Source organism: Deinococcus hopiensis KR-140, assembly GCF_900176165.1.
Classification (GTDB): domain Bacteria; phylum Deinococcota; class Deinococci; order Deinococcales; family Deinococcaceae; genus Deinococcus; species Deinococcus hopiensis.
This window is the reverse complement of record NZ_FWWU01000009.1, coordinates 53,462-67,500: the sequence shown is the minus strand read 5'-3', so window position 1 is coordinate 67,500 and position 14,039 is coordinate 53,462. Positions and strand designations below refer to the sequence as shown.

Sequence of the window (14,039 nt, the reverse complement as noted above, 5' to 3'; positions counted from 1 at the left end):
ACTGACGCCGGGAATGGGACGGTCGTGGGCTTCCACTTCCTGCAGGGCGGACTCAAAGGCCCGCAACACGCCCTGTTCGTCAGGTGCGCCGATGACGGCCATATACATCCCTGTGCGGCATCCCATGGGGGAAACGTCGACCACGTCTTGCAGGTGGTCACGCAGGTACCCGGCGAGCAGATGCTCCAGGGTATGCAAGGCGGCCGGGTCAATGGCCGCCTGGTTCGGTTGTAGCAGGCGCAGATCGTACTTGCTGATCTGATCGCCGCGCGGGGTGGTCTTGACGCCCGCCAGCCGGATATAGGGGGCCTGCACCTTGGTGTGGTCGAGATCGAAAGATTCCACGTTCGCCATGCCTTCTATTCTCCGCTGCGGGACGACAAACACTGTGAGGCCGCTCTAGCCCCACGCGCAACTGGGCACAGAAAGACCGGCTGTGCGTGCGGCGACTGCCTATACTGCCCCTCGTGTCCACCCTCCTTCCCCACAAGCGCACCTTTCCCGTGTGGGTGCCGCTGCTGCTGGCCGCCCTGCTGATCCTGGCCGATCAAGCGCTCAAGGCCTGGGCCTTGAGCCACCTCCAGGAAGGTGCACCCAACGTTCCTTTTCTTCCGGGACTGGTGGAGTGGCGGCTTACCTTCAACACGGGCGCGGCCTGGAGCATGTTCTCAGGTTCTGCGCTGCCCCTGGCCCTGGCGCGGCTGGCGGTGGGACTGGGTATCCTGATCTCTCTCGTCGTGCGGCCCCAGCCCCGGTTGCTGAGCGTCTTACTGAGCATGATCGCAGCGGGGGCCATCGGCAACACCATCGACGGGCTGCGCTCCGGGAAGGTCACGGACATGATCTACTCGCCGCTGCTCAGCAGCGTGACGAACGCCCTGCACGCCGGGCACTTTCCCATCTTCAACGTCGCCGACTCTTGTGTGGTGATGGGCACGCTGCTGCTGGTGGTCTTCAGTTTCCTGCAGGAAGGACGCAAGAAGGGCTGACCCCACAAACAGCGAAAGCGCCCCACTCCACAGGGAAGGGGCGCTTCTGATTTGGCGGCCTGTCCTTAGATGATGTTCTTACGGCACTTGGTGCAGACGCGCATCCGCACGGCCACGCCGCCGCGCACCACGGTGAGGGGCTGGAGGTTGGGCTTCTGGGACCGCTTGGTGATGCCGGTGACCTTACGGCCCACGCCACCCGCTGCACGGGCCTTACCACGGCGAATGACCGAGTTCACGACAATCGGTCCCTTACCGCACACTTCGCACACTTTCGACATGTTCGTCACTCCTTCTTCTTGAGCCTGGCCCACTGCTCTGCCGGGGGCGGAACTGCCTTTGGGTCCGCGCCGCGCCGGTCCGGGTCAGACAAGCCTTCCGACTGTAGCACATGGCGGGCGTGGAGGAAACCAGGACAAAAGGGGAAACCGGACCTGCGAAAGCGTCCGGTTCCCGAAGAAGTTGAACGTTTGGCAACGCGCTCAGCGCAAAACGCGCAGGGCCTTGAGAACCGCGATCAGCACGACGCTGCCGACGACGCCCCAGATGATGCTCCAGAAGCTGAACCCGCTGCCAGCCACGTCGCCGCCGAGGTGCAGCAGGTTACCGAACAGGAACTGCGCGAGCAGGCTGCCCACAATGCCAATCAGGATGTTCGCCACCGCGCCCTGTTGCGCGTCCGTCTTCATGACGAGCGAAGCGAGCCAACCGCACAGTGCACCAACGAGAAGCGTGATGATCCAACCCATGATCCTTACCTCCTGAGAACGTGAGAGTCAACGAATAAACCCGTTGTGACGTCACAATGGAACCCAGGAAGAGCACTTAGTGTGCAATGTCACACCTTCTCAATGGCACCCCAAGGGGACATTGGCTTCGCGTCAACCCACCTTAAAATTTCTGATTGGGCTGCGCTGACACGGCCACTTTTTTGAGGGCAGCGCCAAGTTTTGCGTGAATCCGGAGCCTGTCTTGCTTCCCGATGGCAGCCAGGAGAAAGGGCGGCTAGCATGGAGCCGACAGGCCTCCCCCGCGGCGGCCTGGGAGGAACCCATGACCACCCTCACCATTCGCGCTCCGGCGTCGAGCGCCAACCTGGGACCCGGCTTCGACAGCTTGGGCCTGAGCGTGCCGCTATACACCACTTTGCGCGTGACCCCCCAGGCGCAAACCCAGGTGGTGCCCTTGGGGCCCGAACTGGAGGGTACGCCGGCCGACACGAGCAACTACGTCTACCGGGCAATGAAACTGACGGCAACGCGGGCAGGGCAGACCCTTCCCCCCGCCCGCGTTGAGATCGAGACGGAAGTGCCCCTCGCCCGGGGCCTGGGCAGCAGCGCGGCGGCCCTGGTGGCAGGGATCGTTGCGGGCAACGAGCTGCTTGGGCGTCCCCTGGATGACGAGTCGATGCTGGACGTGGCCGCGCGGGAAGAAGGCCATCCCGACAACGTGGCCCCGGCGCTGTTCGGCGGCATCGTGGTGGCGACCCTGGACCGGCTGGGCACGCACTATGTGCGGCTGGACCCGCCCGCTCACCTGGGCGTAACGGTCCTGATTCCCGACTTCGAGCTGAGTACGAGTAAGGCCCGCGCCGTGCTGCCCAAGCAGTACAGCCGCGCCGACGCCGTACACGCCCTCTCGCACGCTGCGCTGCTGGCGGCGGCCTTGTCGCAGGGGCGGTTGGACCTGTTACAGCACGCCATGCAGGACTACATCCATCAAATCTGGCGCGCACCCCTGGTGCCTGGCCTCAGCGATATTCTCGAAGAAGCCCACCTGCACGGCGCACTTGGCGCGGCCCTCAGCGGGGCGGGTCCAACGGTGCTGTGCTTCCACGACACGCGGGAGGACACGGCCCGGCTGCACGCCTACCTGCACAGCGTAATGGGCAAGAACGGGCTAAGTGGGAGGGTGCTGGATTTGCCGATTGATGGGGCGGGAACGCAAGTCACGCGAGAGCAGAAGGAAGAGTGCCAAGAGCAAAACGCGCTTTAGCGCTGGCCTGCTGCCCCTTCCCTCAGTGCTCCACCCGCAGCTGGGGCAGCAGGCGGTCCAGCCACCCCGGCAGCCACCAGTTCCAGCGCCCGGCAAGCTTGAGGAAGGCGGGCACCAGCACCAGGCGCACGAGCGTGGCATCCAGGGCCACCGCGACGGCGAGGCCCAGGCCAATGCTCTTGTTCGCCACCACGCGGCCCACGACAAAGGCGCAGAAGACGATGAACATGATGACGGCCGCGGAGGTGATGATGCGCGCGGTACGGCCCACCGCCAGCACCACAGCCTCGTCGTTCGGGTGGCCGCGCAGCACCTCTTCCTGCACGCGGGAAAGCAGGAAGATCTCGTAGTCCATGCTCAGGCCGAACAGCACCGCGAACAGCAGCAGCGGCAAACTGGAATCCAGGACTCCCACGTCGCCCGGAATGCCCAGCGGTCCGGCGAGAAAGCCCTTTTGCACCACCAGCGTGACCACCCCGTAGGCGGCCCCCACTGTCAGCGCGTTCATCACGATGCTCTTGAGGGGCACCAGCAGGCTGCGAAAGGCCAGCAGCAGCAGCAGGAACGTGCCCCCGAAAACAGTCAGGACGGCGGTGGGAAGCGCGCCTGTGATCGCGCGGCTGAACTCACGCTCGCCCACGGGGGCACCGCCCAGCAGGAACCGGAAGCCGGAGCCACCCAGAGCCCGGCGTAGCCTCGTCTCAAACGGATCAATCTGATCTGCCCGCAGGTAGCGGTCCGGCACCACCGTCACGCGCAGCAGCGAACGGTCGACGCTGAACGAGCGCTGGGTCAGCAGGCCGAGGGCGGCCAGAGCGTCCGTTCCTCCACTTCCCGACGTACCGCCCAGGTCCGCCGGAGTCAGAAAGGGGCTGACGACGGTGCGGACGCCGGACATGGCGCGGAGGTCCGCCACCACCTTCTGAAAGCGGACCCGCTCGGCCGGACCGTAGCGCCTGCCCCCCAGATCGAGGATGACCTCGAACTGGCTCAGCAGCCCACCCGCACCCAGATCACGCACGTCGGCGAGGGCGTCGCGGCTTTCCACTCCAGTGGTCAGTCCCCAGGCCCCTGCGTAGCCGGTTTTCATATCGCGGGCGGGCAGGGCGAGCAGCAGCAGGAAGGCGGTGCTGAGGATCACCGCCAGCCAGGGCCGAGCGGTGACCCGGCGGGCGAAGGCGGTCCAGGCGGCCGAAGCGCCCGCGTTCTGGCTCCACGTCAGGCGCAGCAACCTGGGACCGTTGACCCGCTCGCCCAGCAGCGCGAGGAGGGCCGGCAGGGCAGTGACGCTCGCCACCACGGTGAGCAGCACCACGAGGACGCCGCCAAGCCCCATTGAGCGCACAAAAGCCAGGGGCGGCAGGATTAGCGCGGCCATGGCAATCGCCACCGTCAGGCCGCTGAACAGCACGCTGCGCCCGGCAGTAAGGACCGTGCGCCCCGCGGCGGCCCGGGCGTCTCCGTCACGGACGAGTTCCTCTCGAAAGCGGTTGACCATCAGGAGGGCGTAGTCGATGCCCGCGCCCAGGCCCAGCATGGTGATCACGCTCTGCGCGAAGGTGCTCACCTCGGTAAGGTGGCTCAGGCCGTACAGCCCGGCCATCGCCACGGTGATGCTCAGCACGCCGATCAGGAGCGGCAGCCCGGTGGCGACGAGGGCCCCGAACACGCCCAGCAGCACCAGCGCCGTAAGGGGCAACGCCGAGAACTCGCTACGCTTGGTATCGCCCTCGGCAAAGGCGGTGAAATCGTCGGCGATGGCCTGGCCGCCGGTCACGCGGACCTTCAGGCCTGGTCCCTGGGCCTGCTGCGCATAGGCCCGTACCCGCTCCAGCGTCTCGGTGGCTCCCTCCTTGAGGGGAATCTGCGCGGCGGTCAGGGCGAAGCGGCCGTCCACGCTGACCGTTGGGACAGCGCCCTGACTGCCCGCCCGCAACACCCGCGAAACGCCGGGCACAGCCTCCAGGCCCGAGACAAAGCGGTTGTAGTCGGCGCGGGCCTCTGCCGTACCCAGCGGCGGGTCCAGCCGGGTGACGAGGAGAACCGTGTTCGTGTCGGTCTCCCTGAACTTCTCCCGCAGCAGGGCGGTGACGCGGGCACTTTCCGAATCTTTCAGTTCGCCGGGATTGGCACTCAGGCTCCGGGGAGCCAGGGACGCGGGGTAGGCGCTGAGCAGCGCGAGCAGGCCCCACAGCAGCAGGACCAGCCAGGGCCGACGGGTAACCAGCAGGGAGAGGGCACGCACGGAGAGAAGTAGAGCATGCAGCAGAAGCGGCGATGGAGGGCCCCGTTTCGTAGGCGCACACCGGAACTGGCCGCCTCAGAACAACTCATCCAGCAGCCGGTAATACGCCAGCTTCCCCTCGTCCACCAGCGTTCGTCCATACAGATCCAGAAAGCGCTCCGCCCACTGGGCCCCCAGGCTGTGGGTCAGGCTGTGATGGGTGAGGGCGAGGTCCGCGTGCCTATCGGCCAGTCCGGCGCGGCCCACGTCCACCAGCCCTTCCACGTATTCGCCGTTCAGGATGAAGTTGGGCAGCCAGGCGTCGCCGTGCGTGACCACCACGTCCTCGCGCTCAGGGCGCGTTCGGACGAGTTCATTCCAGACCTCTGCCGCTGTCCAGCCCCGCCGCTCATCGTCGAAGTCGCTTTCGTCCACAGCACCCGCCTGAACCTTTTCGCGGGCGAGGCGCAGGGCCACGGGGAGGGTCACGTTGAAGGGACACTCCCGGACGGGCACGGCGTGCAGTTCGCGCAGAGCGCGGGCGAGCAGGTCCGTGATCCGCTCGGGGTGCAGCAGGGCGTCGGGGTGATCCATGGGCACGCCGGGCAGGCGCGTCATGGCGAGGTACTCGTGGGTGGCCGTGACCTCGTGGCCCACCACCTGCGGCACGGGCACCCGGCCCGCCAGCCAGCGCAACCGCTCGCGTTCCTGCAACAGGGTGGAGGCAGACACGCCGCCCCGCTCCTGCACCTTCACCACGTAGCGCTGGGCGCGCCACACCCCCGCGCCGCTCTTGCCCCCCGTCACGGGTTCCCAACGGGCAGCGGGGAGCACGCGGCGCAGGGACTCGGGCAGGGTCAGGGTCATGGAGGGCAGGATAACCGGAGGGAGGGACGCCTCGCCCGCCTGACGGGGCTCCGCACCTGTAGACTGCCAGGGATGAAGGTTGGCCTGCTGGACTCCCTGGGCGCACGGTACGGACGGTACTGGGCGGCCCTCCTCAAAGAACTGGGCGTGGAGGTGGCGACGCCCGCCCTGCCTGCCGCCGAGGCATTGGCGCTGGGACGGCAGAGCCTACCCGACGCGCCCGTTCAGGTGCAGCTCGCGCTGGGCCGGGTGCTCGAACTCGGGCGGGTGGACGCGGTGCTGCTGCCCCAGACCGCACCCGTCTATAGCGACGCCTGGGGCGAAGCCCTGGTAGAGCTGCTGCCGCGGCGCATCAGCAGCTTGCCGCCCCTCGTGGCCCTGCCGGACGGTGGCCGCGAGATGGTGGCCGCAGCGACGGAACTCGGGCAGCGCCTGACGGGCAACCCGGGCCGGGTGCGCCTCGCGTTGGAGCGCGTCAAGCCGCTGGCAAACGAGAAGCGCGAGGACATGCCCCCCCTCAAGAAGGGCTCAAGGGTAACGGTGGCCGTCATTGGTCCCCGGGCCCTGCTGGCCGATACGGACCTGAGTGGTGGCCTGCGTTCCGCACTGGAGGAGCTGGGGCTGTACGGCGTCTACGCGTCGGACCTGCCCGCCGCGCAGGTGGCCGAGCGGGGCGAACGCGCCGAACGGGCGGAGACGGCTCCCCTGGGTGAAAAGGAGCTGTTCGGCGCGCTGAAACTGCTGGACGGCAAGAGCGCGGTGCGCGGCGTCATCCTGACGGCCCCGGCGGGAGACGCGGCGCACCACGCCGCCCTGGAACGCCTGGCAGGCAAAACGCACAAGCCCACGCTCCTGATTGACGTGGACGCAGGACAGAGGGAGTGGTCCGAACTCGAAGCTTTTCGGGACCGTATCACGGTGGACGCAGCAGCCCGGCCGGCCGGGCCGGAGGCGGACGCTTGACCCGCCCCGCCCTCAACGTTCCTGGGTGGTGGCGCTCGTTGATGACGCCGGACCCCGAGCCGGGCTTCAGCCGCCGCAAGCTCACGCGGATGCTCGTTCGGCTGCTGGCGTTCATGGTGGTGGCGATGCTGGCCTCGGGACTGCTGCACCTGCTGGGGCTGGGGCCATACCTGAATACCTGGTGGGGCACCATGCTGTTCGTGCTGGCGCTGTACGTGCCCCTCTTCCGCTTTATGACGGTGGACACCTTCACCCCATCGCGGATGGGTTCACCCGTTGCCCGCGGTCAACAGACCCAGTCCCAGCAGGCCCAGTCTCAGGCCCGCGCCGAGCGCCGCCGTGAGCGCAACCGTTACGCGGGTGTCCGCAAGTCCCCCCCGCGTGGTGGACGCCGCTAGAGGCCGCCCTTGACGCACGGCAAGGCCCGCCCCGCCCGTGAATGGGCTGCCGAACGTCTCTTCCGGCCCCTGGCCGAGCGGCTGGTGCCGCCCCTGGCCCGCTGCCGGGTCAATCCCCTCCACATCGTCGTGACGCACACGGCGCTGGGTGTGTTCGCCGGCGCGTTGCTGCGCCGGGGACACCACGTCACGCCCGCCGTGCTGCTGCAGGTCAAGACGCTGCTTGACAACCTTGACGGTCAGCTGGCCCGCGCCACCGCCCAGACCACCGAGACGGGACGTTACCTCGACTCGGAGGGAGACGTCCTGGTCAACGCCGCGGTACTGGTGGGTCTGGCTGGACGCTGGGGCCTGCCGCTTACCGCGCTGCTGAGCCTCGTGCTGACCGTCGACTACCTGTGGGAGCGCGACCACCGCGCCGCTCGGGACGAGGTGTTTCGCTCGCCACCCGCTTCCCATGAGGACGACGCCCGCGTGCTGGCGGCCCTGAAACTCGCGTACGCCGCTTACTTCACGCCGCAGGAGCGGGTACTGGACGCCCTGTTCGAGCGGCGGCTAATCGCCGTGACGGGCGGCCCACCCAGCCCCGAACAGCGCCTCGCCTATACGCCGCGCGCTATCAACCGCGTGGCGGTGAACCTGGGCCTCAGCACGCAGCTCCTCGCCCTGGGCGTGTGCTTGGCGTTGCACCGCCCGAAGGTCTACCTCTGGAGCCTGCCCGGACAGGCGTTCCTGCTGGCAAGCGTGCAGGTGTGGCGGGAAGGGCAGGTGCGGAAGGTGCTGGCCCTCCCGGCAGTGGCAGAGGGAAAAGACGGGCCCGGGTGAGTCCATCCGCCACCGGACTCCTACCCCTCTTCCAGCGGATACATCCGCGCCGCGCGGATGGCAAGCACAATGAGGAAGGCGTAGAACACGAAGACGCCCGCAAAGACCAGCCACCCCGGAAAGTTGCCGATGTCGGCCAGCGACAGGGCCTCTGGGAACTCCAGCACCCACCCCTTGGGCTGGGCAAGGTCCAGCTTGGCGAACCACGCCAATAACACCGCCGTATAGATCCACAGGTAATTGCGGTTCAGCCGCCATCCCAGCGCGTCGGCACGGCTCATGGGGCTGCGCGGCTTACTCAGTTCCGCCAGCAGCAGGTGGTGCCAGCCGGGGTCCACCCGGTCTCCCAGCATGGCCGGGTAGAAGAAGCGTTCCATGATACGTACGCGGTGCCGGGCAATCTCGTAGGTGCGGAAACGCCGGGCTTCGAGTCGTAGAAAAAAATAGTTCATGAACATGGCGAATAGGAAGGTGGCGTGGCTGTTGTTGGGATCTCCGAGGGCGAAGCTGGCAAGGCCGGCAGTGGTGACCACGGACCAGTTGGTGGTCATGTCGAGGCGCTGGCGGTAGGCCGTCATCTTGCCCACCTCCGCGCGGTAGAGGTGAATTAGCGCGTTGGCTGCGTTTGTGCTGTAGCTCACGTCTCTGAGGCCTGGGGCCACGGCTCCAGGGCCTCCTCCCATTCCCGGCATCAGGCTGCCCGCCGGAAGCGAACATGCTGCGGAGCGCTCGTCATGGCCTCAAGGTACGCCGCAACGGGCACAGCGAGGGAACCAGGAGCGACAAAGTGTAGGGCGACCTGAAGCCAGATGCGCCTCCTCACCGTAGAAAGGGGTTGGTGCGCCGCTCGGCCCCGATGGTGGTGGCCGGACCGTGGCCCGGGTACACAGCGGTGTCGTCGGGCAAGCTCAGCAGTTCTCGCCCGATTCCGGCGATCAGCTGCCCGTGGTCGCCCCCCGGCAGGTCGGTCCGCCCGATACTGCCCTGAAAGAGGGTGTCTCCCGCCACGACAAAGCCGTCACCCACGAAGACGACGTGACCGGGGGCGTGGCCGGGCAGTTCGCGGGCCGTAAGGGTCACGCCTCCAGCGCTGAAGGTCTGGCCCTGTTCGATGCTGGATTCGGGATCAGCGGGCTGCATGAAGGGCAGGTTCCAGCGGGACGCCGTGACCTCGCCAAGGCGGTAGAGGGGCAGATCCCCCGGGTGGAGGAACACGGAGACTCCGAGCGCCTCCCGCACCGGCTGCACCGCTCCGATATGGTCAAAGTGCGCGTGGGTCAGCAGAATGCCCCGCACCGTCACACCCGCTCCCCGCACGAGCGCCAGCACCCGCCCGGGCTCGTCGCCGGGATCAATGAGGAAGCCTCCGCCGCTTTGCCCCGCCACGAGTACTGCGTTTTCCTGTAGGGGTCCGGTGGGCAGGGTCCACACCTGCGCTGCGCCGTGTTGCCTGGGCTGGACGTTGAGAGGCTGGGTCATGGATGGAGTGTAACGGCCGCCATCCGAACTACCCGAGTCCAAACGCTTCCCGCACGCGCAGGGCAAAGACCTGAAAGCTGAGGCTGGGGTTGGCGTAGGCTTCCAGGGCTGCCCGCAACGCTTCAAGGGCGGCGTCGGCGCGTGCGCGTTCGTGCGGAGGGCGGGCTCGCCAGATGAAACGCAGCGCCTCGGGGTGCCAGGTGGCATCCCAGTTCTTTTCCAGCGCCCCAGCAGCGTCCAGGGCGGGCAACAGGCCGCTTTCGAGGGTGTCTGTGAACTCTCTGGCGTCGGTCAGGGCGCCGCGTACGGCCTCGCGTTCGGCCATCACGCCCGCGCGCCCGGCTGCGAAGGCGATAAGTTCGGGGTCTGCCGCTTCCCCCGCCAGCGTTAGTGCGCGTTCCAGGGCGCGGTCCGGGGCAGGCATCACGCCGAGACGGGCGCTGCGGCTGACGATGGTGGGCAGCACCGCGCGCAGGTCCTCGGCCAGAAAGACGAACAGTGCGCCGTGCGGAGGCTCCTCCACCAGCTTCAGCAGGGCGTTGGCGGCCTCAGGCCCGAGGTATTCAGCCCCAGCAACCACCACCACCCTGCGGCGAAAGGTGGGGCGAACCTCCAGGAACTCGAACACGTGCGTCTCGTACTCGCGGTTCTTGTCACGTCCCGCCAGGATCACCCCGATGGGAATGATCTTGCGCCGCGCCGCCTTGCCCGTGGTCGTCGTGGCACGGGGCTCGACCGTCAGGAGGTCCGGGTGTGCCCCCATGGCAAGCGCCCGGCAAGACGGGCAGGTTCCGCAGGCTTCGCCGTACACCCCGCGCGTGCCGGAGCAGTTGTGCTGCGCCGCCACCGCGAGGGCCACGTCCCGCTTGCCCACCTGGGCGGGCCCGGTGAGCAGCAGGGCGTTGCCCCGGAAACTGCCGGTCTGTTCCAGCAGGGGCCCGTGGAGCAGGGCGGCCGTCACGGCCGCCGGGGCGTCGGCGCGCCCCGTGTTCCCCCCCAGCTCATTTTCCGATGGCCAGGCGCGTCGCCAACACTGGCGGCAGACCAGCGGCGAGGATGGCCTCCTGGGTCCGCTCCACGTTGTAGGGCACCCGGAACACCTCAAAGAGGCCACGCGCGCTGTCGTAGATGCCGTAGCTGGCGTTCGGGTTGCCGTCGCGGGGCTGGCCCACGCTGCCAGGGTTCAGGATCAGGCGGGCGCTGGGGGGCACCAGATAGCTGCCGCCCTCAGGAAAGGGTTGCACCTTGATCCACTCGCCCACCGGCGCGTTGAGGGTGGCGTAAACGGCCGCGACGTGGGTGTGGCCCACAAATCCCAGACGGCCCTGCCAGCGCGCGAAGGCGTCGCGCGCCGCCGGTACCGAGTCGGTGTACACGTCCAGACTGACGGGGGTGCCGTGCCGGAAGCGCGCTCCGAGGGCCGGGTCGTCCACACCATCACGCCAGCCGCGGATCAGCGCGAGGTCAAGCTTGGACAGCCGCGCCAGCTGCCACAGCAGGGGGGCCGATACCACGCTGTCGCGTTTTTCACGGCGGTTGTCGGCGTACTCCAACAGCATCTGCTCGTGGTTGCCCAGCAGGCAGGTGGCGTCAATGTCCCGCAGGGTGTTCAGAACCTCACGCGGAAAGGGCCCGTAGCCCAGCGCGTCGCCCAGATGAACGACCGCGTCGAAGTGCCGGGGTTCGGCGTCCTTCAGCACGGCCTCCAGGGCCGGATAGTTCGCGTGGATGTCAGAAAGCAGCAGTAGCCGCACCCCTGCATCATAGCGGGTCATGGTGTAACCGGGGCCACATCTCCCCTATCAGGGGCAACCACGGGAAACGGATCAGGATGCCGTTTCCCCCAGTTCAACGTAGTGGCGGTGGAGGTCCACCGAAACAGAACAACAAAAAAGCCGCCTCTCTGGGCGGTGATGTCCAAAAGAATAGCGTGGAATGCACGGGAAGTCAAGTTATGCAGTTTGAAAGCCGGACAAAAGTCTGCATATTCAGGGGATGAGGGTGTCAGCGCCGGTGGAAGTGGCTGGACTCGATGCTTTTGTCCAGCCGTATCGGAGTCTGTTTGGTGATCGACGGCTCTTTGCGGGGTTCTGCGGCGCGGTCGCTGGGATCCTGGCGAGTGGGTCAACACGGGTACGGCAGATGGCCCGGGTCACACCCGCGCTGGGTGTGACCGCCCATGCTGAGCGCCGGTTGCGACGGTTGATTCATCACCAGAATCAGCGGACCGAGCTGAATGCGGAGACGTTGACCGAGCAGCTCCAGACCCAGGGAGCAGAGCGTGTCGCAGGCGAGGCGGAAGTGGTGGTCATTCTCGATGGCTCAGACCTCCGCAAGCCCCACAGTCAGAAACTGGAACATCTGGATGTGGTGCGGGATCTGAAGGGCAACCTCGTTCCTGGATACCACACCCTCAACGCCATCGCGCTGACGCCCGACGGGCGTCAAAGCCTGCTGTATCACCGCACGTACAGCACGCGGAGTCCTGGTTTTTTGAGTGAGAACGCGGTCGTGCTCGAAGCGTTGAGGCAGATCACGCGGTCACTGCGCGAAGTGGGTGTGGTGCGCATCATCTTTGTCCTGGACCGGGGCTTCGATGACCTGAAGGTCTTGAAGCGACGGAGGCGGCTCAAGGTCGATTTCGTCATTCGTGCACAGCATGTTGAGCGGCGCGTTCGTCTGCAGCCCACGGGGGAAAACCGGGCCCTGCAAGCTGCGCTGCAGCTTGCTCCCGTATCACACACCTTCGCGATGTCCCGCCCCGTCCTGCGGGAGGGGAAGCCCAGCTGGCGGCCGACCCGAGCGGAGCGCCGGGCGCAGGAGATCTGGGTGGACGAGGGCAAACTCCAAGTGCACGCGCTCCATCTGCACTTCCCCACACGGCCCAAAGGCGAACAACAGGGCTGGACCCTGCTCACCAGCTTGCCCGTCTCGCCCGGCGTTCACGCCGGGCAGGTCGTGCGACTGTACCTGAGACGCTGGAGCACCAAAGACGTCTTTTCCTGGACCAAAACCGCGCTGGGATGGGAACAGGTTCGTGTCCTGCAGTTCGAAGCGCTGCGCACCCTGGTCGCCATGGCCTGGCTCGCCGCTGCCTTTGTCTTCACCCTCGGCGAGACGGTAGAGACACCGGAAGTGAAGCTGCTCGCTCATCTTGGTGGCGCTGTCCCCCACAAGAATCGACCACCGGGCAAGAAGACCATCTTGCTGGGACGACAGCGCTTGTGCGCTGCGTACCTCACCCGGCACACCACCCGCCAATCGATGCAACATCCATCCGAAAAAACCGTCATAGACAGGCTTCTCGGCCCTCAATGAATTTTGTCCGCCTTTCAAATGCAGTTTGAATATCGTGGCTTCCGGCGTATGACAGGTGTTTCACGGAGCGTGAACGACCCCATCTGCCCGCAGTGCAGTGGCGTCCACACCGTAAAAATGGGCATGCCCACACCGGCAGGCGGCGCTCCCTCTGCGGCGAGATCCCTCACCAATTCACGCTCAACCCCAACTGGCAACGGATCTCGCCAGAAAAAGAAGCCGAAGTTGACCAGTTGTTGACCGGGCGCCTCTCCCACCGCGGAGTCTGCCGGGTCACTGGGGCCAGTCGCTCGTGGTTTCGCCTGCACCTCCAAAAACTGAAGAAGACTGTTCCTCACGGCATTCATCAGGAGAAACCTGCATTAAAAAAAGCTTGAGCATTCCAGCACCAGCGAAGCTGGTGCTGGAATGCGATGAGTTATGCACGTTCGTTGACTGTCAGGACCGACGCCTCTGGATCTGGCTGGCGATGGACCAGGCCACGTGACGCATTGTCGGCTGCTGTTGTGGACAAAGAAACGCCCTGGGCACGTTTGGGCTGTGGCAAAGCCTTCGCCCTACCTGGCTGCGGTCTGGCACACAGACCGCTTGGCTGCCGACAAGGAGGTCGTCTTTGGAGCACTCCACCGCATTGAAGGAACGCAGCATATCGGGGGCTTCCACGCCACGCTCCGCTTGAAACTGCCCCACTTGGTACGCACAAGTCTGTCCTTTACCCGGAATCAGGACAACCTCGAAACCGTCCTCTGACCCTTCATCCACCGCCAGGGTGCGTCACGACCCTGAAACCTCTCCCCGTTGGAACACAGAACAAAAGTCTGCGTCTGCAGGGCCAGATCGGTGTTTCTCAGCCCCGATGTGACCTCCAGGCAGGACCGCCCCGGGCAGTTCGCGTCAGGGACGGTGAAATTTTCCAGGGTCAGCCGGGCAGGTGGGCATGGCCCATCTACTGGAGGAACGGGTATGCAACCGGAAAACACG

16 protein-coding genes (1 of these 16 cut by a window edge) are annotated in these 14,039 nt (G+C 66.5%); 7 read left to right on the top strand and 9 right to left on the bottom strand.

The annotated features are described in order from the left end of the window. A protein-coding gene (locus B9A95_RS13575; RefSeq protein ID WP_084047814.1) for an S-ribosylhomocysteine lyase crosses the window boundary here: on the bottom strand, positions 1–354 show its 5' portion. It extends 114 nt beyond the left edge of the window; 354 of the gene's 468 nt are visible here — the first part of the coding sequence; it begins with the start codon at positions 352–354; its stop codon lies beyond the left edge, outside the window. 95 nt (positions 355–449) lie between these two features. On the opposite strand from B9A95_RS13575, the gene lspA reads away from it, so the two are divergent. Further along, entirely contained in the window at positions 450–989 is a 540-nt protein-coding gene (gene lspA / locus B9A95_RS13570) for a signal peptidase II (protein ID WP_281255899.1), read from the top strand. Positions 990–1,054: 65 nt separating this feature from the next. Here the strand turns inward: lspA and rpmB are convergent, their stop codons facing one another. Together rpmB and B9A95_RS13560 are read right to left on the bottom strand one after the other, a co-directional pair. Further along, the gene (gene rpmB / locus B9A95_RS13565) at positions 1,055–1,270 is read right to left on the bottom strand and encodes a 50S ribosomal protein L28 (RefSeq protein WP_084047813.1); all 216 of its coding nucleotides are present in this window, start codon (positions 1,268–1,270) and stop codon (positions 1,055–1,057) included. A 201-nt stretch (positions 1,271–1,471) separates the two neighbouring features. Beyond that, a complete protein-coding gene (locus B9A95_RS13560) occupies positions 1,472–1,738 on the bottom strand; it encodes a GlsB/YeaQ/YmgE family stress response membrane protein (protein WP_084047812.1) in 267 nt (88 codons plus the stop codon). Between the two features lie 304 nt (positions 1,739–2,042). On the opposite strand from B9A95_RS13560, the gene thrB reads away from it, so the two are divergent. After that, positions 2,043–2,984 carry a homoserine kinase gene (thrB, locus tag B9A95_RS13555; protein WP_084047811.1) on the top strand — a complete coding sequence of 314 codons (942 nt, stop codon included), beginning with the start codon at positions 2,043–2,045 and terminating at the stop codon, positions 2,982–2,984. A gap of 22 nt (positions 2,985–3,006) precedes the next feature. On the opposite strand, the gene B9A95_RS13550 is transcribed toward thrB, so the two are convergent. Together B9A95_RS13550 and B9A95_RS13545 are read right to left on the bottom strand one after the other, a co-directional pair. Beyond that, positions 3,007–5,229: an MMPL family transporter gene (locus B9A95_RS13550; protein WP_084047810.1), complete on the bottom strand. Its 2,223-nt coding sequence runs from the start codon at positions 5,227–5,229 to the stop codon at positions 3,007–3,009. 75 nt (positions 5,230–5,304) lie between these two features. After that, entirely contained in the window at positions 5,305–6,075 is a 771-nt protein-coding gene (locus tag B9A95_RS13545; RefSeq protein WP_084047809.1) for an APH(3') family aminoglycoside O-phosphotransferase, read from the bottom strand. A 72-nt stretch (positions 6,076–6,147) separates the two neighbouring features. On the opposite strand from B9A95_RS13545, the gene B9A95_RS13540 reads away from it, so the two are divergent. The 3 genes from B9A95_RS13540 to B9A95_RS13530 are packed head-to-tail and all read left to right on the top strand — an operon-like array spanning position 6,148 to position 8,261. Continuing rightward, a complete protein-coding gene (locus B9A95_RS13540; RefSeq protein ID WP_084047808.1) occupies positions 6,148–7,038 on the top strand; it encodes a hypothetical protein in 891 nt (296 codons plus the stop codon). After that, complete coding sequence (locus B9A95_RS13535) at positions 7,035–7,436, top strand: hypothetical protein (protein ID WP_245808305.1); 402 nt, start codon at positions 7,035–7,037, stop codon at positions 7,434–7,436. Before B9A95_RS13540 ends, B9A95_RS13535 begins: the two co-directional genes overlap by 4 nt. 9 nt (positions 7,437–7,445) lie before the next feature. Beyond that, entirely contained in the window at positions 7,446–8,261 is an 816-nt protein-coding gene (locus B9A95_RS13530; RefSeq protein ID WP_084047807.1) for a CDP-alcohol phosphatidyltransferase family protein, read from the top strand. A gap of 20 nt (positions 8,262–8,281) precedes the next feature. Here the strand turns inward: B9A95_RS13530 and B9A95_RS13525 are convergent, their stop codons facing one another. The 4 genes from B9A95_RS13525 to B9A95_RS13510 all read right to left on the bottom strand — a co-directional run bounded on the left by B9A95_RS13525 (position 8,282) and on the right by B9A95_RS13510 (position 11,515). Beyond that, a complete protein-coding gene (locus tag B9A95_RS13525; protein ID WP_084047806.1) occupies positions 8,282–8,953 on the bottom strand; it encodes a DUF2270 domain-containing protein in 672 nt (223 codons plus the stop codon). A 127-nt stretch (positions 8,954–9,080) separates the two neighbouring features. Continuing rightward, positions 9,081–9,740, bottom strand: a complete 660-nt coding sequence (locus B9A95_RS13520) for an MBL fold metallo-hydrolase (protein WP_084047805.1) — start codon at positions 9,738–9,740, stop codon at positions 9,081–9,083. A gap of 28 nt (positions 9,741–9,768) precedes the next feature. After that, a complete protein-coding gene (locus B9A95_RS13515) occupies positions 9,769–10,701 on the bottom strand; it encodes a DNA polymerase III (RefSeq protein ID WP_084047804.1) in 933 nt (310 codons plus the stop codon). Positions 10,702–10,741: 40 nt separating this feature from the next. Continuing rightward, positions 10,742–11,515 carry a metallophosphoesterase family protein gene (locus B9A95_RS13510; RefSeq protein ID WP_084047803.1) on the bottom strand — a complete coding sequence of 258 codons (774 nt, stop codon included), beginning with the start codon at positions 11,513–11,515 and terminating at the stop codon, positions 10,742–10,744. Positions 11,516–11,735: 220 nt separating this feature from the next. Here B9A95_RS13510 and B9A95_RS13505 point away from each other — a divergent pair, with 220 nt between their 5' ends. After that, on the top strand, positions 11,736–13,058 hold the full coding sequence (locus B9A95_RS13505; protein ID WP_139806784.1) for a transposase: 1,323 nt from the start codon (positions 11,736–11,738) through the stop codon (positions 13,056–13,058). A gap of 540 nt (positions 13,059–13,598) precedes the next feature. Beyond that, positions 13,599–13,808 carry a hypothetical protein gene (locus tag B9A95_RS13500; protein ID WP_084047801.1) on the top strand — a complete coding sequence of 70 codons (210 nt, stop codon included), beginning with the start codon at positions 13,599–13,601 and terminating at the stop codon, positions 13,806–13,808. The last annotated feature ends 231 nt before the right edge of the window (positions 13,809–14,039 follow it).